The organism is Zoogloea dura (genome assembly GCF_012927165.1).
Taxonomy (GTDB): Bacteria; Pseudomonadota; Gammaproteobacteria; order Burkholderiales; family Rhodocyclaceae; genus Zoogloea; species Zoogloea dura.
This window is the reverse complement of the sequence record NZ_JABBGA010000001.1, coordinates 167,178-191,108: the sequence shown is the minus strand read 5'-3', so window position 1 is coordinate 191,108 and position 23,931 is coordinate 167,178. Positions and strand designations below refer to the sequence as shown.

Genomic DNA, 23,931 nt, shown 5'->3' with positions numbered 1-23,931 from the left:
GCGGAACAGGCCGCCGCGCCGTTCAGACAGGCGCTCCGACGGCGGACGCCGCGATGCGGTTGCGGCCGCCCTGCTTGGCCTGGTAGAGCGCATCGTCAGACGCTTTGAGCAGGTCGGCCGACTTGCTGTCACCACTCCCCGGGATGACCGCCGCCGCACCGATGCTGATCGTCACATAACCGGTGCTGGACGCAAAACGGTGGGTGATGCCGAGGTTCTCCACGGCCGAGCGCATGCCCTCGGCGACCAGCAGCGCCCCGGTGATGTCGGTGTCGGGCAGGATCACCGCAAACTCCTCGCCCCCGTAGCGCGACACCAGATCCGCCGGCCGGCGCAGCACGGAGGTGAGGGTCCGGGCCACCGCCTTGAGGCATTCATCGCCCACCTGGTGACCATAGCCATCGTTGAACTGCTTGAACAGGTCCACATCGGCCAGCAGCAACGCCAGCGGGCGCCGCTGGCGGCTGCACCGCCGCCATTCGCGCAGCAGGGTTTCGTCGAACTGGCGACGGTTGGCGATGGCGGTGAGGCCGTCGAGGGACGACAGCCGCGTCAGCTCCTGGTTGGCCTCATCGAGCTTGCGGGTCAGCACCAGGAGCGAATAGCGCATCTGGGCGATACGCTGCATGGCCTTGACCTTGGCCGCCAGCACGGTTTCGGAGACCGGCTTGATCAGGTAATCGTCACCCCCCACCGCGATGCCTTTCTCGAGGTCTGCATCACTGGTGCGGGCGGTGAGGAAAATGATGGGGGTCCACTCGCCGGCGGTCTCGAGCTGGCGGATCCGCCGCGCCACCTCGAAGCCGTCCATGCCGGGCATGATGATGTCGAGCAGGACCACGTCGGGGTGCTCCTGCTTGAACAGCTCGATGCCCTTCTCGCCATCCCGCGCCACGATGGGGTCGATGCCGATCTTGCGGAGCTGATGGGACACCAGGGTGGCACTTGTCAGGGTGTCCTCGATCAACAGGGCTCTCACGGCTGGACTCTCGGTGCGGATTAAGGATTGATGGGGCGGCCGGGGCAAATGGGGCCACGCCCGGATTGTGCACCAAATGCCGCAGCGATGGGCTGTCAGGTCGCACGAATCCTTGCGCTGGAATCGTTGCCTGGCGCGGATCCGAGATGATTTGTTGCGGTTTTCCGGCGTGCTCCGGTTTGACCCCCTGCCGCCACGGCAGATAAAATCCCGCCTTTGCTTTTCGCGCGACAAAGCCCGATGTTTCCGAGAGTTATCGCGCTGCTCCTGTGCCTGCCTGTTTCCGCCCCGCTGTTCGCAGAAGGCGCTGCCTCTCTCCAGCTTGACCCGGCCTATTCACTGTCGGAGCCAGGGGGCCTGCACCGGCCCCAGACGCTGGAAATCCGCGAACAGCATGTACGCGTCCCCACAGTGGACCTCACCGTCGAAACCAGCGACCTGTGGGAGAGGATCCGCCGCGGCTTCTCGATGCCGGACCTCAACACCGACCTGGTGACCGACCGGCAGATCTACTACATCAACCGCCCGGGTGCCTTGCGCCAGATCTTCACCCGCGGCCAGCGCTACCTCTACTACATCGTCGAGGAGCTCGAGCGCCGCGGCATGCCGACCGAGCTGGCCCTGCTGCCCATGGTGGAGAGCGCCTTCAACCCGATGGCACTGTCGTCGGCCCAGGCCTCGGGCCTGTGGCAGTTCATCCCCTCCACCGGCAAGACCTACAAGCTCGAGCAGAATTGGTGGGTGGATGAGCGGCGCGACGTGATCGCCTCCACCAGCGCCGCGCTCGACTATCTGCAGACCATCTACGAGATGCACGGCGACTGGCAGCTGGCCCTCGCCTCCTATAACTGGGGCGAAGGCGCGGTCGGGCGGGCCGTGGCCAAGAACCGGGCCGCCGGCCTGCCCACCGAATACCAGTTCCTCAACATGCCCGGCGAGACGCGCTACTACGTGCCCAAGCTGCAGGCCCTGAAGAACATCGTGGCGCAGCCCGAGCTGTTCGGCATCACCCTGCCCGCCATCCCCAACCGGCCCTATTTCGCAACCGTCGAGAGCCGGGTCGCCCTCGACCTGGCCACCGCTGCGCGCCTGGCGGAAACCCCGGTGGACGAAATCCTGGCCCTCAATCCGGGCTACAAGCGGCCGGTATTGCCCACCAATGGCAGCCAGTCCCTCGTGATCCCGGCCAGCCAGGTGGAGACCTTCCTGATCAACCTGTCCCGCCACGACCCGTCCAGCGGCAGCTGGAGCACCTACGAACTGCAGGACGGCGAAGGCCTGGAGGGCGTGGCCGACCGGCTCGGCATCTCCGCGTCACGGCTGCGCCAGGTCAATGGCCTGTCGCCCCGGGCGCGGATCGGCAGCGGCTACACCCTGATCGTTCCGTCCGAGAAGGAAGGCGAGCGCATCACCCTGGCGAACCTCCTACCCACCAAGCCCCAGGCTGGCGCCGTCGAGCCCCCTCCGGTCCGGGCCCTGATCCAGCGCACCGTTGTACGCGGCAAGAATGGCCGGCCCGTCGTCGTGGAGCGCAAGGTGGCTGTAAGCGAGGCGTATCCCCCTGCCAGAGGCAAGGGCGGGCACGATGCCGACGAGCGGCGCACCTCCCCCGACAAGAATTCCGCTGACAAGAAAGGCAAGGTCACCCCGTCCCAGGCCCGGGACGCCAGGGAAGAGAAACCGGCAGCCAAAGGAGGCAGCAAGGCGCCCCCAGCGAAGGAAACACCGGCCAGGGACAAGAGCCCCGGCAAGCCGTCTGCCAGGGACACCGGCAAGACACCTGCCAAGGTGTCCCACGACGAGCCCCGCAAGAAACACTGAGGGCCTGCAGCACCGGCACGAATGCATGAGGGCCGGCGGTAATCCCGCCGGCCCTCATGCATTTTGGGAGGACGTGCCGCCCTCCCCCGCCGCCGTCAGCGCTCGTCGAAGCTCACCAGCAGACGCTTGGTGGTGGCCCGGGCCTGGCAGCTGAGCACGAAGCCCTGCTCCACTTCCGGAGCCTCGAGGGTGTAGTTCTTGTCCATCACCACGCTGCCGTCCAGCACCTTCGCGCGGCAGGTGCAGCACACTCCGGCCTTGCACGAGAACGGCAGGTCGAGGCCGGCGTTGAGGGCCGCATCCAGCACGTGTTCGTCGGGGCCGATGGCGATCTCGTGCTCCTTGCCATCCAGCACCACGGTCAGGGCGATGTCCTTGGCCGCCTGGGCCGAAGCCGCCGCGGCGGTCGCCGCGCCCACCGGCTTGGCACCCGGCGGCAGACCGACGGTGAAGCGCTCGGTGCGCACCCGGTCAGCCGGCACGCCGGCCTCGACCAGCGCGGTTTCGGTGGCGGTGATCATCTCGTCCGGGCCGCAGATGAACACCTCGTCCATGCTGCCCACCGGCAGCAGGGCCTTGATGATCTCGCGCACCTTGTCGCCGTCGATGCGGCCCTGCAGCAGGTCCACTTCCTGGGCTTGGCGGGACAGCACGTGGATCAGGGTCAGGCGGTCGCGGTAGCGGTCCTTGAGGTCCTGCAGGGCCTCGTTGAACATCACCGTGGACATGCGGCGGTTGCCATAGACCAGGGTGAACTTGGACTCGGGCTGCTCCTCGAGGGTGGAGGCGGCAATTGACAGGATAGGGGTGATGCCCGAACCGGCGGCAAAGCCGACCCGGTGGATCGCCCGCTTCTTCCTGACGGTGAAACGGCCATCCGGCGGCATCACCTGGATGGTATCGCCCGCCTTGACGGACGATGCAGCCCAGTTGGAGAACAGGCCGCCCTCCACCGGGCGGATGCCCACCTCCACCTCGCCGGCCCTGACCAGGCGGCTGCGCGGGCTGCTGATGGAATAGCTGCGGCGCACGTCCTGGCCGTTGATGGTCGCCCGCAGGGTCAGGAACTGGCCCGGCTCAAAGGCGAAGCGTTCGCGCTCGGCCTCGGGAATGGCGAGGGTGATGGCCACCGCGCCAGCCGCCTCGGGGCTGACCCGCTTGACGGCAAGTTCTTGAAAACGGAGTGCTGTCATGATGTTTTAAGCTCCGAAAGCCCTGACCAGATCGAGCCCATGAAGAAATCGTAGCGAGCAGGCCCAAGGCTGCGACGAGGAGCGGAGCTGTACGCGATGTACAGCGAACACCGGAATCGCAGGATCGGGACGCGCAGTAGATTTATTCATGGGCGTCAGTAGGGCTTGAAGTAATCGAATGGCTCCTGGCAGTCCAGGCACTTGTAAAGCGCCTTGCAGGCCGTGGAACCGAATTGGGAGGAGACGACGGTATGGGTCGAGCCGCAGCGCGGGCAGGCCACCTCGTCCGGCGCCGGCCGATGCCGCATGAACTTCACGACGCTGACGTCCGGCCGGGTGGTGTGAGGGGGAGCGATGCCGTAGACGCGCAACTTCTCCTTGGCCTCGTCGCTCATCCAGTCGGTGGTCCAGGCCGGGGCCAGGCGGGTCACGACCCGCGCCGGGATGCCGGCCTGGAGCAGGCTGGCCTTCACGTCGTCCTCGATCTGCCCCATCGCCGGGCAGCCGGTGTAGGTGGGAGTGATGATCACCTCCACCCCGTCCGGCGTCTCCGTCACATCCCGCAGGATGCCCAGCTCACGCAGGGTCACCACCGGGATCTCCGGGTCGGTCAGGTGTTCGAGGGTCGCCCAGACCCGTTCCACGACAGTGCTCATGGCGTTCGCCTTACCAGGTGGCGCCCGGGTGGGCGCGGGCCAGGCCCTGCATCTCGCCGAGCAGGTAGCCCAGGTGCTCGGAATGCCGGCCGTGCTTGCCTTCGGGCACGTAGCCGCGGACCTGCGGACGCACCAGGGTGGCTTCGGCCAGGGTCTCATTGACGATGGCGTCCCAGGCTGCGCGCAGGCTGCGCACATCCGCACCGGCACCGGCAGCCACGGCAGCGTCCTCGGCGGCGCTGGAGGTCCAGAACTCTTCGGTGTAGGGGAAGAGGTGATCCACCGCGGCCTGGGCGCGCTTGTGGGATTCCTCGGTGCCGTCACCAAAGCGCACCACCCAGTCGGCGGCGTGGTGCAGGTGGTAGCGGGCCTCCTTGAGGGACTTGGCGGCGATGGCAGCCAGGTCGGCATCGGGAGACTTTTCGAGGGCATCCCACACCAGCACCATCAGCGCGCCGTACAGGAAGTTGCGCACGATGGTGGTGGCGTAGTCCCGGTCGGACACGGCATAGCCGACCAACGGGCCGTTGTGCGGCAGTTCCAGCAAGGTGTAGTTGCGGAACTGGGTCTCGTCACGGAAGTAGGCCAGTTTGTCCTCGGTGGCGTCGCCGCCCATGCGGGTGGCGGCCAGCTGGTACAGCAGGCGGGCCTGGCCGATGTGGTCGAGGCTGACGTTGGCCAGCGCGATGTCCTCTTCGAGGATGGGCCCGTGGCCGCACCATTCGGCGTTGCGCTGGCCGAGCACGACCGCGTTGTCCGCCAGGTGCAGGATGTAGTCGACAGGCGCGTTCATTACATGTGCCCCACTTCTTCCGGGATTTCGTAGAAGGTCGGATGACGGTAGATCTTGTCGGCGGCGGGATCGAACAGCTCGCCCTTGTCATCCGGGTTGCTGGCCGTGATGGCGGCGGACGGCACCACCCAGATGCTCACGCCTTCCTGGCGGCGGGTGTAGACGTCGCGGGCCATGTGCAGGGCCTGGGCCGCATCGGCGGCGTGCAGGCTGCCGCAGTGCTTGTGCTCGAGGCCTTGCTTGCTGCGGACGAAGACTTCCCAGAGGGGCCATTCCTTGAGGGCGGGGGTGTTCATGCTGCCTCCTTTTGTGCGCGTTGTTGTTGTTTGCGGGTGTAGGCCAGGGCGGCATCGCGCACCCATTGGCCGTCGTTGTGGGCTTTCACGCGGGTGGCGAGGCGCTCCTTGTTGCAGGGGCCGTTGCCTTCCACGGTGTTCCAGAATTCCTGCCAGTCGATCTGGCCGTAGTCGTGGTGCTGGCGCTCCTCGTTCCACTTGAGGTCCGGGTCCGGCAGGGTCACGCCGAGCACCTTGGCCTGGGGCACGGTGGCGTCGATGAACTTCTGGCGCAGCTCGTCGTTGCTGATGCGCTTGATGCCCCAGCGCATGCCCTGGGCACTGTGCGGGCTGTCGGAGTCGGGCGGCCCGAACATGGCCAGGCACTTCCACCACAGGCGGTTCACCGCGTCCTGCACCATGGCCTTCTGGGCCTCGGTGCCCTGCATCATCACCAGCAGGGCTTCATAGCCCTGGCGCTGGTGGAAGGACTCTTCCTTGCAGACGCGGATCATGGCGCGGGAGTACGGGCCGTAGGAGCAGCGGCACAGGGGGATCTGGTTCATGATCGCAGCGCCATCCACCAGCCAGCCGATCACGCCCACGTCGGCCCAGTTGAGGGTCGGGTAGTTGAAGATCGAGCTGTACTTGGCCTTGCCGGAGTGCAGGCCTTCGAGCATCTGGTCGCGGCTGGTGCCGAGGGTCTCGGCAGCCGAGTACAGGTAGAGGCCGTGGCCGCCCTCGTCCTGCACCTTGGCGATCAGGATGGCCTTGCGCTTGAGGCTGGGCGCGCGGGAGATCCAGTTGCCTTCGGGCAGCATGCCGACGATCTCGCTGTGGGCGTGCTGGCTGATCTGGCGCACCAGGGTCTTGCGGTAGGCCTCGGGCATCCAGTCCTGGGGTTCGATACGGCCATCCGCGTCGATGCGGGCCTCGAAGGCCGCTTCCTGGTCGCTGACGGTGGTGGAGACGCTCGCCAGCTTCTTGCCGGGTTCGTCGGGGATATCCATTGCCTGGGTATACATCTGCTCTCTCCTTCCTTTGACCGGCCCGCCGGGGGGCGGAGCCGGGATTCGGTTATGGGGGTCGTGCCGGCCTCAGGCCAGCCAGGCCGGGGGACGTTTCTCGAGGAAGGCAGAAATGCCGTCCTTCGCTTCGTCGGTGGCCCGCTGGCGGGCAATCCGGGTTGCCGTCTCTTCTGCCACCGCGGCATCGATGGGCTTGCCGGCGACTGCCGCGATGAGCTGCTTGGCCGCCTGCTGGGCCTTGGGGCCGCCGGCCAGCAGGGGCTCGACGATGCTGGCGACACCGGCATCGAGCTGATCGAGGGCGACCACTTCGTTGACCAGGCCGATCGCCCGGGCCTGCTCCGCGTCGATCCGCTCGGCGCTCTGGAAGTAACGCAGGGCGTGGCGCGGACCGATGGCCCGCAGCACATAGGGGCTGATCACCGCCGGGATGATTCCGAACTTCACTTCCGAGGTGGAGAACACCGCGTTGTCGGCAGCCACCGCCATGTCGCAGGCCGCCGCCAGGCCGGTTCCGCCGCCCAGCGCAGCGCCCTGGATGCGAGCGATGGTGGGCTTGGACATGCCTGACAGGGCCTGCAGCATGCTGGCGAAGATGCGGGCATCGGCCAGGTTCTCGGCCTCGCTGTAGCCCGAGGCGCGCTGCATCCAGTTGAGGTCGGCGCCCGCGGAGAAATGCTTGCCGCGGCCGGCCAGCACCACCACCCGCACGGAGTCGTCGGCGTCCAGTTCGGCACAGGCGCCGGCCAGGTCGCGGATCAGCTCTTCATTGAAGGCGTTGAGAACCTCGGGACGGTTCATCCAGAGGGTGGCCACGGAGCCCTTGCGCTCGATCTCGAGGGTTGCGTAAGTCGTGCTCATGGCCGCTCTCAACGGTTCTTGAAGGCCGGCTTGCGCTTCTCGACGAAGGCAGCCATTCCTTCCTTCTGGTCTTCGAGGGCGAAGGCCGAATGGAAGACCCGGCGCTCAAACAGCAGGCCTTCGTTGAGGCTGCTCTCGAAGGCACGGTTCACAGACTCCTTGATCATCATGACCACCGGCAGCGAGTACCCGGCAATGATGCGGGCCGCCTCGAGGGTCTCCTCGAGCAGGCGCTCGGCCGGAATCACGCGGGCCACCAGGCCGGCCTTTTCGGCTTCGGTGGCGTCCATCATGCGGGCGGTGAGACACAGGTCCATGGCCTTGGCCTTGCCCACGGCACGCGGCAGGCGCTGGGTGCCGCCGGCCCCGGGCATGGTGCCCAGGCGGATCTCCGGCTGGCCGAAGCGGGCGGTGTCGGAGGCGAAGATCATGTCGCACATCATCGCCATCTCGCAGCCACCACCGAGGGCGAAGCCGGACACCGCGGCGATCACCGGCTTGCGGGCGGTCTTGATGCGCTCCCAGTTGCGGGTGATGAAGTCCGTCTTGTAGGCATGCATGTAGTCGAAGTCCTTCATGAAGCCGATGTCGGCTCCCGCGGCGAAGGCCTTCTCGCTGCCCGTCAGGACGATGCAGCCGATGTTCTCGTCCGCCTCGAAGGCGTCGATGGCGGCACCGATGCCATCGACGACCTCGTTGTTGAGGGCGTTGAGGGCCTCGGGACGGTTGATGCGGATCAGACCGACCTTATCGTGGACTTCGCTGATAACCAGTTGGCTCATGCTGTTCTCCGGGCGCCCGCCGGGCGGGCGGACGCCTTTATCGTTGGATGCTTACTGGGAGATCGTCCAGTCGCCGCCCTTCACTTCCAGCATGCGGAAGGAGGACAGGTCGAGGCCCATGTGGTCGGTGGCCGACATGTTCACCTTGCCGCTGGAACCGATGTAGCCCTTGGTGGCTTCGATGGCGTCACGGACCTTGGCCTTGTCGGTGCTGCCGGCGCGCTTCATGGCATCCACGGCGAGCATCAGGCCGTCGTAGGCGTAGCCGCCGAAGGTGGACACGTCCTGCTTGTAGCGCTCCTTGTAGGCCTTGTCGTAGGCGGTCACGACGGGCTTCTGCGGATCACCGGCGGGCAGCTTCTCGGGGATCAGCTGGGCCGGCGACGGCAGGCGCACGCCTTCGGCGGCCGGGCCGGCGAGCTTCAGGAACTCATCCGAGGCCACCCCGTGGGACTGGTACAGGGGCAGCGTGATGCCGAGCTGCTTGTAGTTCTTGGTGACGATCGCCGGGCCCTGGCCCAGGCCGAACACGAAGACCGCCTGGACGCCCGGGGTGGTCTTGATCTTGGTGAGCTGCGGGCTCATGTCGGTGTCCTTGGGGCCATAGGTCTCGTTGGCCACCAGGGTGATGCCGTACTTGCCGGCCACCGCCTCGGTTTCCTTCTTGCCAGACTGGCCGAAACCGCTGGTCTCGGAGAGCAGGGCCACCTTGCTCAGGCCACGCTTCTTCATGTCCTCGAAGACCTTCTCGGCGGCCATGCGGTCGGTGTGGGGCGTCTTGAAGACCCACTTCTTGACCGGCTCGATGATCACCACGGCGCCGGCCAGGGAGATGAAGGGCGTGCCCGACTTCTCGGCCAGGGGCACCATGGACATGGTGGCGCCGGTGGTGGTGCCGCCGATCAGGATGTCCACCTTGTCGTCGTCCAGCAGGCGCTTGGCGAAGCCGTTGGCCTTATTGGCGTCGCTGCCGTCGTCGTAATGCACCAGCTGCAGCTGGCGGCCGAGCACCCCGCCCTTCTTGTTGAGATCCTCCACGTAGAGCTGCAGGGTCTTCAGTTCCGGGTCGCCAAGGAAGGCGGCCGGGCCGGTGACGGACAGCACCGAACCGATCTTGATCGGTTCATTGGCTGCCGCCGCGAGGCTGCCGAGGGCCAGCATGGCGCCGACTGCGAATTTCTTCATGAGGCTTTTCATGGGTCGTCTCCTTTTTATGGTTGTGCTTCAAACTCGTTCGATGATCATGGCGATGCCTTGCCCCACCCCGATGCACATGGTGCACAGGGCGTAACGCCCGCCACGGCGGTGCAGCTCGTAGGCCGCTGCGGTGACCAGGCGGGCACCGCTCATGCCCAGCGGGTGGCCCATGGCGATGGCGCCGCCGTTGGGATTCACGTGGGCGCCGTCATCGGGCAGGCCCAGGTCGCGCAACACCGCCAGTGCCTGGGCAGCGAAGGCTTCATTGAGCTCGATCACGTCCATCTGGGCCAGGCTCAGGCCGGCCTTGGCCAGCACCTTGCGCACGGCCGGCGCCGGGCCGAAGCCCATGATGCGCGGCGGCACGCCGGCGGTAGCCATGGCCACCACGCGGGCCCTGGGCGTCAGGCCGTACTTGCCGGCGGCGGCCCCGGAGGCCAGCAGCAGCGCACAGGCACCGTCATTGACGCCGGACGCGTTGCCGGCGGTGACGCTCAGCTCGGGGCCATTGACGCCCTTCAGCTTGGCCAGCATCTCCAGGGTGGTTTCCGGGCGGGGATGCTCGTCGGTGGTGAAGAGGATGGGATCACCCTTCTTGCGAGGGATCTCCACCGGCACCAGCTCGTCGGCAAAGCGGCCAGCCTCGTTGGCCGCCGCCCAGCGCTGCTGCGAGCGCAGGGCGAAGGCATCCTGGTCGGCGCGGGAGATGCCGAAGTCGGCGGCCACGTTGTCCGCGGTCTGCGGCATGGAATGGACTTCGTAGAGCTTCTTCATCAGCGGGTTGACGAAGCGCCAGCCGATGGTGGTGTCGTAGATGGCGGCCTGGCGGGAGAAGGCGGACTCCGCCTTGCCCATCACGAAGGGCGCACGGGACATGCTCTCCACGCCGCCGGCGATCATCAGCTCGGTTTCGCCGGACTTGATGGAGCGGGCGGCCAGGCCGACCGCGTCCATGCCGGAGCCGCACAGGCGATTGACGGTGGTGCCCGGCACGTCGATCGGCAGACCGGCCAGCAGGCCCGACATGCGCGCGACGTTGCGGTTGTCCTCGCCGGCCTGGTTGGCGCAGCCGTAGATGATGTCCTCGACCGCCGCCCAGTCCACCTGGGGGTTGCGGGTCATCAGCGCCTTGAGCGGCACCGCGCCGAGGTCGTCGGGCCGCACCGCGGCCAGGGTGCCGCCGTAGCGGCCGATGGGGGTACGGATGGCGTCGCAGATGAATGCTTCAGTCATGATGTTCTTTCCTTTGCGACGCTTACAGTTGCTTCGGACGCTGATCGATCACGCGGCGGGCCTTGCCGGTCTGGGTGCGCGGGATGCTGTCGAAGTCCATCACATTGACCTTGGTGGAAATGCCGATGATGGTCTTGATGTGGCCGGCAACGCTGCGGGCGATCTCCTCGACGGTCCCGCGCCCGAGCTTGCCGCTGAGTTCGCGCTGCAGTTCGCAGCGCACTTCCACGTTGTCCAGGTGGCCGTCGCGGGTCAGCACGATCTGGTAGTTGCCGGTGAGGCGCGGCTCGCGCAGGATCTGCTCCTCGATCTGGGTCGGGAAGACATTCACGCCGCGCACGATGAGCATGTCGTCGGAGCGGCCGACGATCTTGTCCATGCGCCGGAAGGAACGGGAGGTCGGCGCCAGCAGGCGGGTCAGGTCGCGGGTGCGGTAGCGGATGACCGGGAAGGCCTCCTTGGTCAGGGAGGTGAACACCAGTTCGCCCTCCTCGCCGTCCGGCAGCACTTCGCCGGTGTCCGGGTCGATGATCTCGGGGTAGAAGTGGTCTTCCCAGATCACCGGGCCGTCCTTGGTCTCGATGCACTCGCAGGCCACGCCGGGGCCCATCACCTCGGTGAGGCCGTAGATGTCGATGGCGTCGATGCCCAGCTTGCGCTCGATCTCGGCGCGCATGCCCTGCCCCCACGGTTCGGCACCGAAGATGCCGACCTTCAGGGAGATCTCCTCGGGCTTGATGCCGAGGCGCTCGAACTCCTCGGCGATCACCAGGGAGTAGGACGGGGTGACCATGATGATCTCGGGCTTGAAGTCCATGATCTGCTGGACCTGCTTCTCGGTCTGGCCGCCGGACATGGGCACGGCGCAGCAGCCGGCGCGCTCGACACCGTAGTGGGCGCCCAGGCCGCCGGTGAACATGCCGTAGCCGTAGGCCACATGGACCATGTCACCGGCCCGGCCGCCGGCGGCGCGGATCGAACGGGCCACCACGTCGGCCCAGTTGTTCAGGTCGTTCTTGGTGTAGCCGACGACGACCGACTTGCCGGTGGTGCCGGACGAGGCATGCAGGCGGGCCAGCTTGTTGCGCGGCACGGCAAACAAGCCAAACGGGTAGTGGTCGCGCAGATCGGACTTGGTCATGAAGGGGAACTTGGCCAGGTCGGCCAGGGACTTCAGGTCATCCGGGTGCACACCCTTCTCGACGCACTTCTTGCGGTAGGGCTCGACGTTGTCGTAGGTGTGGCGCACCGACCACTTCAGGCGGTCGAGCTGCAGGGCGGAAATTTCGTCACGGCTGGCGGTCTCGATGGGATCGAGTTCGCTCGGCTGGGCTTGCTTGGCGGTCATGTGGGGTCTCCTCTCCGTGTTGTTCGATGAAGGCTGCCGGGCGCTCAGGCGGCAGCCAGACCGGCGATCACTTCGCCGGAGATTCGGTAGCTCTTGCCCCGGAACAGGGCGATGGCCTTGCCGGCGCTGTCGCGCACGGTGACGTCATAGACACCGGTGCGGCCGGAGGCGGACATTTCGATGGCTTCGGCGCTGAGGGTGTCGCCTTCCCGGCCCGGGGCCAGGAAGTCGATGTTGCAGGCGGAGGCCACCGTATTCTTGTTGTAGCTGTTGCAGGCGTAGGCAAAGGCCGTGTCGGCCAGCGAGAAGATCAGGCCGCCGTGGCAGATGTGATGGCCATTGACCATATCGCCGCGTACCGGCATGGACAGGCGGGCATAGCCCTGGCGCACCTCGTCGATGCGCATGCCCAGTGCGTTGGCGGCCCGGTCGCGGGCCCACATGGTTTCGGCCACGGCCTCGGCCAGGGCCTGGGGATCGGTGGGGATGGCGGTATCAGCGGTCATGGATCTTCTTTCCTGCGAAAACCTGCTGCTGGATCAGCGGCGACACCCGGTAGCGGTCCTCGCCGTAATACTGGGCGAGGTTGGCCAGCACCCGGCAGATCCGCGGCAGCCCGGCCAGGTCGGCCCAGGCCAGCGGGCCACGGGGGTAATTGACACCAAGGCGCATCGCCGAGTCGGCACCCGGGGCATCGCAGACCCCCTGGTTCACCGCGTCGGCGGCTTCGTTGGCGAGCATGGCAACGGTGCGCATCACGGCCAGGCCGGGCACATCACCCAGGCGCGAGACGGTGAAGCCGGCCGCCTGCAGCAAGCCCACGGCAGCCCCCATGGCCGGTGCAAAGCAGCCCTGGGCGGCACTGATGGCAATGCGCGTGGCGGTGGCGTAGTCGAGGGCCAGGTCGATCAGCACCGTGTTGGCCACACCGCTCTCCGCCGCCCGCTGGGTGGCGGTACGCCCGTCGGTCAGGTAGATCACCGCCTCCCCGGCCTGGGCGATGCGCTCATCACCGGTATCGCCCCAGGTATAAGCGACACCACGCTCGTGCAGACGATCGGCGATGGCCAGCGCGGCGGCGGATTCACCGAAGAGCAGGATGCCGAGCGGTGCGGTCTGGGCCACCACGCTCTTCGGCTGGGGCTTCTCGGCCCCTTCCCGGTAGTCGTAGAAACCGCGGCCGCTCTTGCGGCCGAAGAAGCCGGCATCCACCAGCTCCTGCTGGATCAGCGACGGGGTGAAGCGCTGGTCGTTGAAGAAGGCGTTCCACACCGAGCGTGTCACGGCGAAGTTCACGTCGTGGCCGATCATGTCCATCAGCTCGAAGGGCCCCATGCGGAAGCCGCCGGCCTCGCGCATCACCGCGTCGAGGGTGGCGCAGTCGGCGCCGCCCTCATTGAGGATGCGCAGGGCCTCGGCGTAATACGGCCGGGCCACCCGGTTGACGATGAAGCCCGGCGTGGAGCGGGTGTGCACCGGCGTCTTGCCCCAGGCCGCCGCACTGGCGAACAGGGTGTCGGCGACCGCCTTGTCGGTGGCCAGACCGGAGACGATCTCCACCAGGGCCATCAGCGGCGCCGGGTTGAAGAAGTGCAGGCCGGCCAGGCGCTCCGGGCGCTTCAGTGCGGCACCGATGGCGGTGACGGAGATGGACGAGGTGTTGGTGCCGAAGATGCAATCGGCCGCGACGATGTCTTCCAGGTCGCGGTAGAGCTTCTGCTTGGCCTCGAGGTTCTCGACGATGGCTTCGACCACCAGGGCGGCATCGGCCAGGTCGGCGAGCTGCTCGACGGCGACCAGGCGGGCACCGGCGGCCTGAGCGGCCTCCTGGCTCATCTTGCCCTTGTCGGCGAGCTTGGCGAACTGGGCCTGGATGCCGGCAACCGCCTTGGCTGCGGCTTCCGGACGGTTGTCGAGGAGCTTGACCACGTGCCCGGCAGCAGCGGCCACCTGGGCGATACCGGCGCCCATGGCCCCGGTGCCGACCACGGCGATGACGGATTGGGTAGAAAGGGCCTGGCTCACGTTCATTCCCCGGTGAACTTCGGCGCGCGCTTTTCCATGAAGGCCGCCACGCCTTCGGCGTAATCCGGGCTCCAGCCCAGTTCGCGCATGAAGCCGCCTTCGAAGGAGAGCTGCTGCTCCAGGGTGTGGCCCGGCGCGGCGTGCATGGCCTGGCGGGTCCGCACCAGGGCCTTGGTGGGCATGCTGGCCAGCTGGGTGGCCATGGCGTCGACCTTGGCGGCAAATTCGGCATCGTCGTAGGCGGCCCAGATCAGGCCCCAGTCGGCGGCCTTCTCGGCGGGCAGCTTGTCAGCCAGCAGGGCCAGACCCATGGCGCGGGCCATGCCGACGCGCTGGGGCAGGAACCAGGTGCCGCCGGTGTCGGGCACCAGGCCGATCTTGCTGAAGGCCTGCAGGAAGGAGGCGGACTTGCTGGCCACCACCAGGTCGCAGGCCAGGGCCACGCTGGCCCCCGCACCGGCGGCAATGCCGTTCACCGCGGCGATGGTGGGGACCCGCAGGTTCTGCAGGCGCAGCACCAACGGCTTGTAGTTCTTCTCGACCACGTTGCCGATGTCCGGCATGCCGCCGCTGGGCGTGCGGGCCATGTCCGGGTCGGCCAGATCCTGGCCAGCACAGAAGGCACGACCGGCGCCGGTGAGGACCAGCACGCGGATCGAAGTGTCGGCCTGGACGGTGTCGAGGGCCTCACGCAGCTCGGCGTGCATCTCGCCGGTGAAGCTGTTGAGCTTGTCGGGGCGGTTGAGGGTCAGGCGAGCGACGCCCGCCTCCACCGTGAAGAGGATGTTCTTGTAGTTCATGGCGGGTCCTCAGGCGTGGTAACGGCGCTGGATGACGCGGAAACGGTTGGCGACGAAGGCCGAGTCGGCGTAGGACGCGTTGGCCGCCGGGTTGCCGCCGGTGCCGTGGTAGTCGGAGAAGGCCGCCGACTGATTGACGAAGACGCCGCTGGTCAGGTTGATCGACAGGGCGACCTTGCTTCGCCAGGTGGCTTCGGTCATCGCGTCGATGACGTCCTGCCTGGTGGAATAGACGCCGGCGGTCAGGGCACCGTGAGTGCTCACCACGCGCTCGGACAGGGCGATGCCGGCGGCGGTGTCGGCCACCTTGACGATGAAGCTGATCGGGCCGAAGCGCTCTTCCATGTAGGCCTTCTCGTCGGTGGCATCGCAGGCCAGCAGCACCGGAGTGCGCACCTTGGCGGCCGGGAACTCGGGGTTGTCGAGGGCCGTGGAGGCCAGCACGACCTTGCCCAGGGTGCCACTGTTGGCCAGCTCAATGCGCTCTGCAGTATCGGCGGACTGGATCGCCCCCAGCACGGCATGGGCCACTTCGGGCTTGGACAGGAAGCGCTCGATGGCCTTGGCCAAGTCGGCGCAGAACTCGTCATAGCTCTTCGGACCGTCCTCGGTCTGGATGCCGCCCGCCGGCACGAAGAGGGCCTGGGAGGTGGTGCACATCTGGCCCGAGTACAGGGACAGGGTGAAGGCCAGGTTGCCCAGCATCGCCTTGTAGCTGTCGGTGGAGTCGATGACGATGTTGTTCACGCCGGCCAGCTCGGCATACACCTGGGCCTGGCGGCTGTTGTCGATCAGCCACTGGCCGAACACGTTGCCACCGGTGAAATCCACCGACTTGACCGCCGGGTGGGTGGCCAGGGCCTGGGTGGTGGCGCGCTTGTCGGTGACGCACAGGCTGACCAGGTTGGGGTCGATGCCGTTCTCGGCCAGCACGGCGCGGATGGTGCGCACGGTGATGGCAGCCGGCAGGATGGCGTTGCTGTGGGGCTTGACGATCACTGCGTTGCCGGTGGACAGCGCCGCGAAGAGGCCCGGATAGGTGTTCCAGGTCGGGAAGGTGCCGCAGCCGATCACCAGGCCGATGCCGCGCCCGACGATCTGGAAGTGCTTCTTCATGACCAGCGGCGGGTTCTTGCCCTGGGGCTTCTCCCAGACGGTCTCGGCGGGCACGAAGCTCTGCTCGCGCCAGGCATAGGCGACGGCCTCGAGGCCGCGGTCCTGGGCGTGGGGGGCGCCGGCCTGGAAGGCCATCATCCAGCCCTGACCGGTGGTCATCATCACCGAGTGGGCCAGCTCGAAGCTCTGCTTGTTGAGGCGGTCGAGGATCTCGAGGCAGATACCGGTGCGGCCATCGGCCCCCACAGCCTGCCAGCCCTTCATGGCCTCGAGGCCGGCAGCGATCAGGACTTCCGGATCACACACGGGGTAGCTCACGCCCAGTTCGATGCCATAGGGCGAGGCTTCGCCGCCATGCCAGCCGCTCTGCCCCGGCTGACCCAGTTCGAACTGCTTGCCCAGGTGCGCCTCGAAGGCGCGCTTGCCGTCGTCCGGCGCGGTCTCGCCATAGAGCTTGGGACTGGGCATTTCCGGGAAGGCCGACCAGTAGGAGCGGGTAGCGATGGCACCCAGGGCGCCTTCCAGGGTTGCACGGTGCTTTTCGAACAGGGGATGCGTCATGCGTCTGTCTCCGGTTGGGTTTGTTCTACTGGAGCAAACGTTACAAATTCATCTGATCTATGTCAATGCTTGGTATCAAATATTTCTGCTAGGTTTGCAGAAAATTTCTTTATGAGGAATTTGTTTACCATTTTCAAAACCAATAAAAACAACAAGTTAAATAATTTTATTGGCTGTTTTAGAGAAAAACTCATGGTGCACAGCGGAAAATCCGCACACCTCTCAAAAACACAAACGATACAAAATTGTTGACCACAACGTTTATTTTGTATCATGATTGACCACACAAACCGTATGGGTTTGCACGCCAGCCGCATTCAGACGGATCAACCAAAGGAGGAGTCACATGGCCAGCCACAAGGAACGTTTTGCCGACAAGATGGAGTTCCCGCCGGAAACCCCGCAGCCCAACATCTATCCCCTGTCCTGGAACAGCAAGACGAAGAAGCTGCAGGAAGTCTGGGAAGCCTCCCTGCGCGAGAACTGGGACCCTGAAAAGCTGCCCTGGGACACCCTGGACCTGGACAGCTACACCTGGGAAGAGCGCGAATCCATCGCCTACTGGTGGAGCCTGCTGTCGGTCTTCGACGCCTCCGCCCCCCCGGTGTTTGCCGAAGCCCTGATCAAGACCTATGAGGTCCACGAGGAAGATCCGGTACGCAAGTGCTTCTTCTCGGTGACCCGCGACGAACAGAACCACGAAATCATGTGCGGCCTGGCCATCACCAGGCTGCTCGGCCACCCGGACCCGCTGACCTACGAGCCCAAGACCGAGCTCGGCAAGCGCCTGCAGAAGAACGTGCGCTGGCTGTATTTCAATGGCGGCCGCTATTGGACCGGCTACAAGCAGGCCGTGCCCAAGTACGACCTGGCCGTGCTGTTCAGCTCCTTCCTGATGGGCGAGATCGCCGCCGCCACCATCTTCAAGCAGATGTACGAGAACTCCCGCGAAGCGGTGTTCAAGGAAGGCTTCAAGAACATCGGCCGCGACGAAGGCCGCCACATGGCGATCTGCATGGCGGTGATGGAGCGCGACTACCCGGGCCTCAAGGAAGAAACCAAGGCCATCGTCACCAAGCAGATCCGCGCCGGCTACCTGTTCCTGTCCGCCGTGCTGTTCGAGCCGCCGATGGAGTTCTGGGACCTGCCGGAAGACTTCATCGGCAACCAGCGTGAGGCCGAGGAAGTGGCCCGCGGCGCCGGCTTCGGCATCCCCACCTACGAGGCCAAGCTGCAGAACTGGAAGAACGCCATGATCAACCTGAAGGGCGTCCTCGACCGCTACAACATCCCCTTCCCCGCCATCCCTGAAGTGGGCATCACCGGCCAGGAAGTCAGCGACCTGGACATGGAAGACATCATCCCGGTGTTCTGACGCAGGACCGCAGGGGCGTGCCCGCCCCTGCCCCGCTGAAAACGACCCCAACCTGACAGGAATCTTCAATGGCCCGCATCATCATGCAACCCTCGGGCAAGTCGGTGGAGTGCGCCTATGGCGACACCGTGCTGATGGCCCTCGAAAAGGCAGGCTACGCGCTGCCCAACAACTGCCGCGCCGGCGCCTGTGGCGAATGCAAGGTCAAGGTCACCGCCGGCCAGTTCGACCAGGGCATGGTCCTCGACATGGCCTTGTCCCAGGACGAACGCCGCCAGGGCTACGGCCTGATGTGCATGGCCAAGCCGATCTCCGACGAACTGAGCATCGAATGGGGCACCGAGGACGCCAGGCCCAAGCTCTTCCCGCCGCGGGAGGACGCCCTCTTCGTGGTCACAGACAAGCGCAGCGTCGCCGAGCGGGTGGTCGAGCTGCGCCTGCGCCCGGTCGGCCAGCCGATCCGCTACTGGCCCGGCCAGTATGTGACCATCGGCAATCCCCGCGCCGGCATCCCGGCCCGCGCCTATTCCATCTCCAACGCCCCCCGGCCTGACGGCGAGCTGGTGCTGCAGGTGGCCCGCGCCGACGACGGCGTGACCAGCGCCTGGGTCCATGACAGCCTGGCGATCGGCGAGAGCGTCAAGGTCTCCGGCGCCTACGGCACCTTCATCGGCGATCCCGGCGTGGACACCCCGGTCCTGTGCCTCGCCGCCGGCACCGGCCTGGCCCCCATCCTGGCCCTCACCGAGGCGGCGCTGCGGCGCGGCTTCCGCAAGCCGGTCACCATCCTGATCTCGGCACGCAGCGAGGCCGATGTATATGGCCGCGGCCTGCTCGCCTGGTGGCGGACCAAGCATCGCAACTTCGACTACAAGATCACCCTGACCCGCGAAGAACGCGATGGCTATCTTGGTGGACGCGTCGATGCGGTATTGCCCGGGCTCTTTCCCGATGTGTCGAAGCACACCATCTTCGCCGCCGGCAGCCCAGCCTTCGTGGACAGCTGCGTCGCCACCGTCAACTCCCTGGGCGCCCGGCCAGAGCTGATCCACACCGAAGGCTTCTTCGCCCAGCAGCAGCCCGTGGTGCCGGATGCGGCGCACCTGCTCACGCTGTAATGCTCGTGCAGGGGCTGCTTCAGCCGCCTGCTCGTGCCTTTATCTGGTCGGCCTTCCTTTGTTTTGCGTTGAACGGAAAGCCAACCAGTAAAGGCCCCCCCAGCTTCGAACACAAAGAGCTGACAGCCCCCCCCCCAAAAAGCTTGAACCGGCAGATTTTGCGCCGCTCTGAAGCCGCCCCTGCATGGCGCCTCCAATTCCCGCCGAAGCCCGAAATCCCCAAAACTGATGGCGAGCCGCTAAAATCCAGGCTTTGTTGCAGCCATACGGCCCCGCAAGTGCTTCCGCCCCTCCAGAAACGCCTCGACGAGTTCCGCCAGCAGGGCCGTGTCCAGGCCGGCTCCCTGATCATCTCCGTTTTCGGCGATGCCATCATGCCGCGGGGCAGCCGCATCTGGCTCGGCAGCCTGATCCGCCTGCTCGAACCCCTGGAGCTCAACGAGCGCCTGATCCGTACTTCCGTGTTCCGCCTGGCCAAGGAAGAGTGGCTGCGTTCCGAGCCATCCGGCCGGCGCACCGACTACCTGCTCACCCCTGCCGGCCAGCGCCGCTTCGAGGAAGCCTCCCGCCACATCTATGCCTCCACTGCGCCCCAGTGGGACCGCCGCTGGCGCCTCATCATCGCAGCCGGCGAGCTCACCGCGAAACAGCGTGACGCCCTGCGCCGGGCACTGTTCTGGCAGGGCTTCGGCAGCCTCGGCGGTGACTGCTTCGTGCATCCCAGCGCCGACCTGCGGGCGGCCTTCGACGCCCTGATCGCCGAAGGCCTGGCCGAAGTGCTGGGCAAGCTCAAGCCCCTGATGGCCGCCGACGCGCAGCTAGGCGGCGCCGCCAGCGACATCGAGATGGTGCACGGGGCCTGGAACCTGGAACGTCTGGCCGGGGTGTATTCGGAATTCGTCGATCGCTACCAGCCGGTTCTGGACCAGCTGCGCGACGGCCAGGACCAGATCGACGACGAGAGCACCTTCCTGCTGCGCATCCTGCTGATCCACGACTATCGCCGCCTGCTGCTGCGCGATCCGGAGCTCCCCGACGTGCTGCTCTCCGCCGACTGGCCGGGCCAGCAGGCGCGGGTGCTGTGCAAGGAGCTCTACCGGCGCCTGCTGGCGCCTTCCGAGCGCCACCTCGACAGCCACCTGCAGCTGGCCAGCGGACAAACCCCCGAAGCCGCACCCTTCCTGCTCGAACGCTTCCGCGAAGCCGACCCCCTGGCCCAGGTGGCCTGAAGCCCTCCCCCTTGCAGTTTCCGCTTGTCATGGGCGACCGCAGCGCGTCTAATACCGCGCTTTTTGACGGGACGCCACGCGATGTACTCCTCGACTTTCATCTTTGCGTCGAAGGAATTCGATGCGGAATTCCATCGCCTCGACGCGGCGATCGCCGCGGCCGCCCGTGACATCCCGGGCTATCTCGGCGAGACCTCCTGGGAAAATCCGCAAACCGGCCTGGTGGCCAACGTGTACTACTGGGACAGCCTGGAAGCCCTGCAGGCGCTGGTGAAGCATCCGCAGCACCTCGAGGCCAAGGAGCACCAGTCCAACTGGCTGGATGGCTACCAGGTCATCATCTCCGAGGTTCTGCGCACCTATGGCGACGGCGGCCTGGGTGGCCTCCCTCCAGGCCCAGCACCGCGGGACGCACAGCCGTGACCGCCCCGGGCATTTCCATCCGCCTGGCCGGTGCCGACGACGCCCCCGCCATCGCACCGCTCTTCGACGCCTATCGATGCTTCTACGAGCAGGACACCGACCTGGAGACGGCGACGCGTTTCCTGACCGAGCGCCTCGCCCGCCAGGAGTCGGAAATCCTGATGGCCTGCGATCAAAAAGGCTGGATCCTGGGCTTCTGCCAGCTCTTTCCGACCTTCTGCTCGGTGGAGGCAAAGCCGATCTTCAGTCTTTACGATCTCTTCGTGCAGCCCGCCCATCGCCGCTCGGGCGTCGGCCGGGCCCTCTTGCTGGCGGCCGAAGATCTCGCCCGGGCACGTGGCAAGGCCCGGATGGACCTCACCACCGCCCGCAGCAATCTCCAGGCCCAGGCCTTGTATGAGTCTCTTGGCTGGCAGCTGGACACCGTGTTTCTCGCCTACAACCGCCGCATCGCGCGCTGACGTCACGCGACAGCGGGAGGAACCCTCAGCCGTCCTTCCTGCGCAGCGCCACCAGGGGCACCACGTCGGGCATGTGGATGCGCGGCCGGTCGGGTTCGACCTCGGTGAGGGGCGTCGTCTCCACCATCGTGGCCAGGCAGCGGCGGGTGAGGTCCTGGTAGGTGGCGGTGCCCTCCCCTTTCCAGCGGATCTCCTCATCGGAGAGTTCCCGGATCACCTTGGCGGGCATGCCGGCCACCAGCACCCGGGGCGGGATCTCCATGCCGGCCTTGACGAAGGCCGAGGCGGCCACGATGGAGGCCTCGCCGATCACCGCGTTGTCCATGATCACCGCGTTCATCCCGACCAATGCGTTGCGGCCGACCCGGCAACCATGCAGCACGGCGCCGTGGCCGATGTGGCCGTCTTCCTCCACCACCGTGTCGGTGCCCGGGAAGCCGTGCATCACGCAGGTATCCTGGAGATTGGCGCCCTTCTCGAGGATCAGCCGGCCGAAATCGCCGCGCAGGCTGGCGCAGGGGCCCACATAGCAGCCGGGGCCGACGATGACATCGCCTATCAATACCGCCGAGGGGTGGACGTAGGCCGTGGGATCGACGACGGGCACGATGCCGTCGATGGCGTAAACCTTGAGACTCGTCATGCTGGGTTCTCCTTCACCTGTTGTTGTGTTACTAATATTAAAACCAATTCTGGAATTCGTAACATAAACACGAGCACATCATGAGTGAAGAACTGGAAGGAAAACACGGCGTCCAGTCCCTGGAAGTGGGCATGGGCATCCTCAAGGCCATGGCCACCGGCAAGCGCTCGATGATGCTGAAGGACATCGCAGCGTCTGCCGAGATGCCTCCCTCCAAGGCCCACCGCTACCTGGTGAGCCTGATCCGCAGCGGCCTGGTGGAACAGGACCCGCTCACCTCCCGCTACAACCTGGGGCCCTTCGCCCTCAATCTGGGCCTGGTCGCCCTCGATCGCCTCGACCGCATCCGCCTGGGGCTCAGCGCCATCACCGACCTGCGCGACGCGGTCAATGAAACCACGGCGCTGGCCGTGTGGAGCGACAACGGCCCGGTCATCGTGCGCTGGGAACGGCCGCGCCGCCCAATCACCGTCAACGTGGTCACCGGCACCACCCTCGGCGTGCTCGGCTCGGCCATCGGCCGGGTCTTCGCCGCCTGGCTGCCGGAGCGCCAGACCGAAGCGCTGATCCGCCGCGAGCTCGAATCGGGCAAGGCGCCACTCGGGGTCCATACAATGGAAGACGCCCGCTCCCTGCTGGCGGGGGTCAAGGCGCGCGGGGTGTCCGTCATCTCGGGCGACTACGTGATCCGCGGCGTAGAGGCGGTGGCTGCCCCCGTATTCAACTTCAAGAATGAGATCACCCTGGTGATCGTACTGGTCGGGGTCGAGGGCTCGATGGACATGCGTGACGACGGCCCCACGCTCACAGAGCTCCGCCAGGCCGCCGCGGCCCTCTCGGCCCGCCTCGGCGCCCCTTCCGAATCTGCCGGCTAAGCCGGCTTTTTTCTGCGTCCTCATCCCGGGGACGCTGGCATGACTGCTCCCACCAGACCCCCGACCGCAACGGCCGGGGCTGCAGCAGCCATCAATCTATTTGATACATATTTTCCTGTTGACTGAATTTATTGTATCACTTCTAATAGACGGAAACGATTACAAAATACAGAACAAACACCGACCGACTCACCTCGGCACAACACCACAGGAGGCACGATGAATCCGCATACCCCCGAGCCCATGTCCTCAGGAGGCGCATGATGCTCGCCCAGTTCCTGCAGTTCTTCTTCTCCGGCATCACCGTTGGTGCCACCTACGCGCTGGCCGCCCTCGGCTTCACCCTCATCTACAACGCCAGCAACGTGATCAACTTCGCCCAGGGCGAATTCATCATGCTCGGCGGCATGCTCGCGGTGTTCTTCACCCAGGCCGGCCTGCCCCTGCCGGTGGCACTGCTGCTGGCCATCCTGGTGCCTGCGGTGGTCGGCGTGCTCATCGAGAAGCTGGCCATCGAGCCGGTCAAGGGCGCCGAGACGGTGACCCTGATCATCATTACCATCGGCGCTTCGCTGGTGATCCGCGGTCTCGTCGCGGTGATCTTCGGCAAGGGCACCCACAGCCTGCCGGCCTTTTCGGGCGACGAGCCGATCCAGATCCTCGGCGCCACACTGATGCCCCAGAGCCTGTGGGTGCTGGGCGTCACGGCGGTGGTGGTGGTGGTGCTGTGGTACTTCTTCACCCGCACCCTCACCGGCAAGGCCATGCTGGCCACCTCCTACAACCGGCTCGCCGCCGAGCTGGTGGGGATCAACACCAACGGGGTGCTCTTCATGAGCTTCGCCATGTCGGCGGCCCTGGGGGCGCTGGGCGGCATCCTGGTCACCCCGATCACCCTCACCTCCTACGACGCCGGCATCATGCTCGGCCTCAAGGGCTTCGTCGCGGCGGTGCTCGGTGGCCTGGGCAACGGCCTCGGTGCGGTGGTCGGCGGTCTGCTGGTGGGCCTGCTGGAATCCCTCGGCGCGGGCTACCTGTCGTCGGCCTACAAGGACGCGATCCCCTTCGTGCTGATCCTCTTCATCCTCTTCTTCATGCCCCGCGGCCTCTTCGGCGCCCGGGTCACCGACCGGGTGTAA

General features: G+C 66.3%; 24 protein-coding genes. 8 read left to right on the top strand and 16 right to left on the bottom strand.

The features are described 5' to 3' along the window. Positions 1-22 precede the first annotated feature (22 nt). A complete protein-coding gene (locus HHL15_RS00855) occupies positions 23-979 on the bottom strand; it encodes a diguanylate cyclase (RefSeq protein WP_169143925.1) in 957 nt (318 codons plus the stop codon). A 240-nt stretch (positions 980-1,219) separates the two neighbouring features. Between HHL15_RS00855 and HHL15_RS00850 the strand changes: the two genes are divergently transcribed. Further along, positions 1,220-2,800 (top strand): transglycosylase SLT domain-containing protein, encoded by a 1,581-nt coding sequence (locus HHL15_RS00850; RefSeq protein ID WP_169143924.1) that lies wholly within the window; start codon positions 1,220-1,222, stop codon positions 2,798-2,800. Between the two features lie 95 nt (positions 2,801-2,895). Here the strand turns inward: HHL15_RS00850 and paaE are convergent, their stop codons facing one another. The 14 genes from paaE to paaN all read right to left on the bottom strand — a co-directional run bounded on the left by paaE (position 2,896) and on the right by paaN (position 16,668). After that, complete coding sequence (gene paaE, locus HHL15_RS00845; RefSeq protein ID WP_169143923.1) at positions 2,896-3,993, bottom strand: 1,2-phenylacetyl-CoA epoxidase subunit PaaE; 1,098 nt, start codon at positions 3,991-3,993, stop codon at positions 2,896-2,898. Between the two features lie 155 nt (positions 3,994-4,148). Continuing rightward, positions 4,149-4,649: a 1,2-phenylacetyl-CoA epoxidase subunit PaaD gene (paaD, locus tag HHL15_RS00840; protein ID WP_169143922.1), complete on the bottom strand. Its 501-nt coding sequence runs from the start codon at positions 4,647-4,649 to the stop codon at positions 4,149-4,151. Between the two features lie 10 nt (positions 4,650-4,659). Then, a complete protein-coding gene (gene paaC / locus HHL15_RS00835) occupies positions 4,660-5,442 on the bottom strand; it encodes a 1,2-phenylacetyl-CoA epoxidase subunit PaaC (RefSeq protein WP_169143921.1) in 783 nt (260 codons plus the stop codon). After that, positions 5,442-5,738, bottom strand: a complete 297-nt coding sequence (gene paaB, locus HHL15_RS00830) for a 1,2-phenylacetyl-CoA epoxidase subunit PaaB (RefSeq protein WP_169143920.1) — start codon at positions 5,736-5,738, stop codon at positions 5,442-5,444. Before paaB ends, paaC begins: the two co-directional genes overlap by 1 nt. Next, positions 5,735-6,742 carry a 1,2-phenylacetyl-CoA epoxidase subunit PaaA gene (paaA, locus tag HHL15_RS00825; RefSeq protein ID WP_169143919.1) on the bottom strand — a complete coding sequence of 336 codons (1,008 nt, stop codon included), beginning with the start codon at positions 6,740-6,742 and terminating at the stop codon, positions 5,735-5,737. The genes paaB and paaA overlap by 4 nt, the downstream gene beginning before the upstream one ends. A 72-nt stretch (positions 6,743-6,814) precedes the next feature. Then, a complete protein-coding gene (locus tag HHL15_RS00820; RefSeq protein ID WP_169143918.1) occupies positions 6,815-7,606 on the bottom strand; it encodes an enoyl-CoA hydratase/isomerase family protein in 792 nt (263 codons plus the stop codon). 8 nt (positions 7,607-7,614) lie between these two features. Next, the gene (locus tag HHL15_RS00815) at positions 7,615-8,388 is read right to left on the bottom strand and encodes an enoyl-CoA hydratase (RefSeq protein ID WP_169143917.1); all 774 of its coding nucleotides are present in this window, start codon (positions 8,386-8,388) and stop codon (positions 7,615-7,617) included. Between the two features lie 51 nt (positions 8,389-8,439). Further along, positions 8,440-9,585, bottom strand: coding sequence for an ABC transporter substrate-binding protein (locus tag HHL15_RS00810; protein WP_169143916.1), 1,146 nt, complete (start codon positions 9,583-9,585; stop codon positions 8,440-8,442). Positions 9,586-9,612: 27 nt separating this feature from the next. Continuing rightward, the gene (gene pcaF / locus HHL15_RS00805) at positions 9,613-10,818 is read right to left on the bottom strand and encodes a 3-oxoadipyl-CoA thiolase (RefSeq protein ID WP_169143915.1); all 1,206 of its coding nucleotides are present in this window, start codon (positions 10,816-10,818) and stop codon (positions 9,613-9,615) included. Positions 10,819-10,840: 22 nt separating this feature from the next. Further along, positions 10,841-12,166, bottom strand: coding sequence for a phenylacetate--CoA ligase PaaK (gene paaK, locus HHL15_RS00800; RefSeq protein ID WP_169143914.1), 1,326 nt, complete (start codon positions 12,164-12,166; stop codon positions 10,841-10,843). A 44-nt stretch (positions 12,167-12,210) separates the two neighbouring features. After that, positions 12,211-12,672 (bottom strand): hydroxyphenylacetyl-CoA thioesterase PaaI, encoded by a 462-nt coding sequence (gene paaI, locus HHL15_RS00795; RefSeq protein WP_169143913.1) that lies wholly within the window; start codon positions 12,670-12,672, stop codon positions 12,211-12,213. After that, entirely contained in the window at positions 12,662-14,137 is a 1,476-nt protein-coding gene (gene paaH, locus HHL15_RS00790; protein ID WP_408065714.1) for a 3-hydroxyacyl-CoA dehydrogenase PaaH, read from the bottom strand. Before paaH ends, paaI begins: the two co-directional genes overlap by 11 nt. Positions 14,138-14,193: 56 nt before the next feature. Continuing rightward, the gene (paaG, locus tag HHL15_RS00785) at positions 14,194-14,991 is read right to left on the bottom strand and encodes a 2-(1,2-epoxy-1,2-dihydrophenyl)acetyl-CoA isomerase PaaG (protein ID WP_169143911.1); all 798 of its coding nucleotides are present in this window, start codon (positions 14,989-14,991) and stop codon (positions 14,194-14,196) included. Between the two features lie 9 nt (positions 14,992-15,000). Then, positions 15,001-16,668: a phenylacetic acid degradation protein PaaN gene (gene paaN, locus HHL15_RS00780; RefSeq protein WP_169143910.1), complete on the bottom strand. Its 1,668-nt coding sequence runs from the start codon at positions 16,666-16,668 to the stop codon at positions 15,001-15,003. Between the two features lie 346 nt (positions 16,669-17,014). On the opposite strand from paaN, the gene HHL15_RS00775 reads away from it, so the two are divergent. The 5 genes from HHL15_RS00775 (at position 17,015) to HHL15_RS00755 (ending at position 21,274) form a co-directional block, all read left to right on the top strand. Then, positions 17,015-18,043 carry a hypothetical protein gene (locus HHL15_RS00775; protein WP_169143909.1) on the top strand — a complete coding sequence of 343 codons (1,029 nt, stop codon included), beginning with the start codon at positions 17,015-17,017 and terminating at the stop codon, positions 18,041-18,043. Between the two features lie 68 nt (positions 18,044-18,111). Beyond that, the gene (locus tag HHL15_RS00770) at positions 18,112-19,161 is read left to right on the top strand and encodes a 2Fe-2S iron-sulfur cluster-binding protein (protein ID WP_169143908.1); all 1,050 of its coding nucleotides are present in this window, start codon (positions 18,112-18,114) and stop codon (positions 19,159-19,161) included. A gap of 278 nt (positions 19,162-19,439) precedes the next feature. Next, positions 19,440-20,390, top strand: coding sequence for a phenylacetic acid degradation operon negative regulatory protein PaaX (gene paaX / locus HHL15_RS00765; RefSeq protein ID WP_328824971.1), 951 nt, complete (start codon positions 19,440-19,442; stop codon positions 20,388-20,390). A gap of 81 nt (positions 20,391-20,471) precedes the next feature. After that, on the top strand, positions 20,472-20,813 hold the full coding sequence (locus tag HHL15_RS00760) for an antibiotic biosynthesis monooxygenase family protein (protein ID WP_169143906.1): 342 nt from the start codon (positions 20,472-20,474) through the stop codon (positions 20,811-20,813). After that, positions 20,810-21,274, top strand: coding sequence for a GNAT family N-acetyltransferase (locus tag HHL15_RS00755; protein WP_328824970.1), 465 nt, complete (start codon positions 20,810-20,812; stop codon positions 21,272-21,274). Before HHL15_RS00760 ends, HHL15_RS00755 begins: the two co-directional genes overlap by 4 nt. Before the next feature lie 25 nt (positions 21,275-21,299). Here HHL15_RS00755 and paaY read toward each other — a convergent pair whose 3' ends face one another. Further along, positions 21,300-21,917: a phenylacetic acid degradation protein PaaY gene (paaY, locus tag HHL15_RS00750; protein ID WP_169143905.1), complete on the bottom strand. Its 618-nt coding sequence runs from the start codon at positions 21,915-21,917 to the stop codon at positions 21,300-21,302. An 80-nt stretch (positions 21,918-21,997) separates the two neighbouring features. On the opposite strand from paaY, the gene HHL15_RS00745 reads away from it, so the two are divergent. Next, positions 21,998-22,792 carry an IclR family transcriptional regulator gene (locus HHL15_RS00745; protein WP_169143904.1) on the top strand — a complete coding sequence of 265 codons (795 nt, stop codon included), beginning with the start codon at positions 21,998-22,000 and terminating at the stop codon, positions 22,790-22,792. A gap of 260 nt (positions 22,793-23,052) precedes the next feature. Further along, a complete protein-coding gene (locus HHL15_RS00740; protein WP_235943159.1) occupies positions 23,053-23,931 on the top strand; it encodes a branched-chain amino acid ABC transporter permease in 879 nt (292 codons plus the stop codon).

What these genes read in the sequence shown, in the direction of transcription:
- paaN (WP_169143910.1), bottom strand. Translation starts at nt 16,668, where the DNA reads ATGACGCATCCCCTGTTCGAAAAGCACCGTGCAACCCTGGAAGGCGCC.
- paaE (WP_169143923.1), bottom strand. Translation starts at nt 3,993, where the DNA reads ATGACAGCACTCCGTTTTCAAGAACTTGCCGTCAAGCGGGTCAGCCCC.
- HHL15_RS00760 (WP_169143906.1), top strand. Translation starts at nt 20,472, where the DNA reads ATGTACTCCTCGACTTTCATCTTTGCGTCGAAGGAATTCGATGCGGAA.
- paaD (WP_169143922.1), bottom strand. Translation starts at nt 4,649, where the DNA reads ATGAGCACTGTCGTGGAACGGGTCTGGGCGACCCTCGAACACCTGACC.
- HHL15_RS00775 (WP_169143909.1), top strand. Translation starts at nt 17,015, where the DNA reads ATGGCCAGCCACAAGGAACGTTTTGCCGACAAGATGGAGTTCCCGCCG.
- HHL15_RS00740 (WP_235943159.1), top strand. Translation starts at nt 23,053, where the DNA reads ATGATGCTCGCCCAGTTCCTGCAGTTCTTCTTCTCCGGCATCACCGTT.
- HHL15_RS00810 (WP_169143916.1), bottom strand. Translation starts at nt 9,585, where the DNA reads ATGAAAAGCCTCATGAAGAAATTCGCAGTCGGCGCCATGCTGGCCCTC.
- paaK (WP_169143914.1), bottom strand. Translation starts at nt 12,166, where the DNA reads ATGACCGCCAAGCAAGCCCAGCCGAGCGAACTCGATCCCATCGAGACC.
- paaI (WP_169143913.1), bottom strand. Translation starts at nt 12,672, where the DNA reads ATGACCGCTGATACCGCCATCCCCACCGATCCCCAGGCCCTGGCCGAG.
- HHL15_RS00745 (WP_169143904.1), top strand. Translation starts at nt 21,998, where the DNA reads ATGAGTGAAGAACTGGAAGGAAAACACGGCGTCCAGTCCCTGGAAGTG.
- paaG (WP_169143911.1), bottom strand. Translation starts at nt 14,991, where the DNA reads ATGAACTACAAGAACATCCTCTTCACGGTGGAGGCGGGCGTCGCTCGC.
- HHL15_RS00820 (WP_169143918.1), bottom strand. Translation starts at nt 7,606, where the DNA reads ATGAGCACGACTTACGCAACCCTCGAGATCGAGCGCAAGGGCTCCGTG.
- paaB (WP_169143920.1), bottom strand. Translation starts at nt 5,738, where the DNA reads ATGAACACCCCCGCCCTCAAGGAATGGCCCCTCTGGGAAGTCTTCGTC.
- HHL15_RS00770 (WP_169143908.1), top strand. Translation starts at nt 18,112, where the DNA reads ATGGCCCGCATCATCATGCAACCCTCGGGCAAGTCGGTGGAGTGCGCC.
- HHL15_RS00815 (WP_169143917.1), bottom strand. Translation starts at nt 8,388, where the DNA reads ATGAGCCAACTGGTTATCAGCGAAGTCCACGATAAGGTCGGTCTGATC.
- paaC (WP_169143921.1), bottom strand. Translation starts at nt 5,442, where the DNA reads ATGAACGCGCCTGTCGACTACATCCTGCACCTGGCGGACAACGCGGTC.
- paaA (WP_169143919.1), bottom strand. Translation starts at nt 6,742, where the DNA reads ATGTATACCCAGGCAATGGATATCCCCGACGAACCCGGCAAGAAGCTG.
- paaH (WP_408065714.1), bottom strand. Translation starts at nt 14,137, where the DNA reads ATGGGCGCCGGTATCGCCCAGGTGGCCGCTGCTGCCGGGCACGTGGTC.
- pcaF (WP_169143915.1), bottom strand. Translation starts at nt 10,818, where the DNA reads ATGACTGAAGCATTCATCTGCGACGCCATCCGTACCCCCATCGGCCGC.
- paaY (WP_169143905.1), bottom strand. Translation starts at nt 21,917, where the DNA reads ATGACGAGTCTCAAGGTTTACGCCATCGACGGCATCGTGCCCGTCGTC.
- HHL15_RS00850 (WP_169143924.1), top strand. Translation starts at nt 1,220, where the DNA reads ATGTTTCCGAGAGTTATCGCGCTGCTCCTGTGCCTGCCTGTTTCCGCC.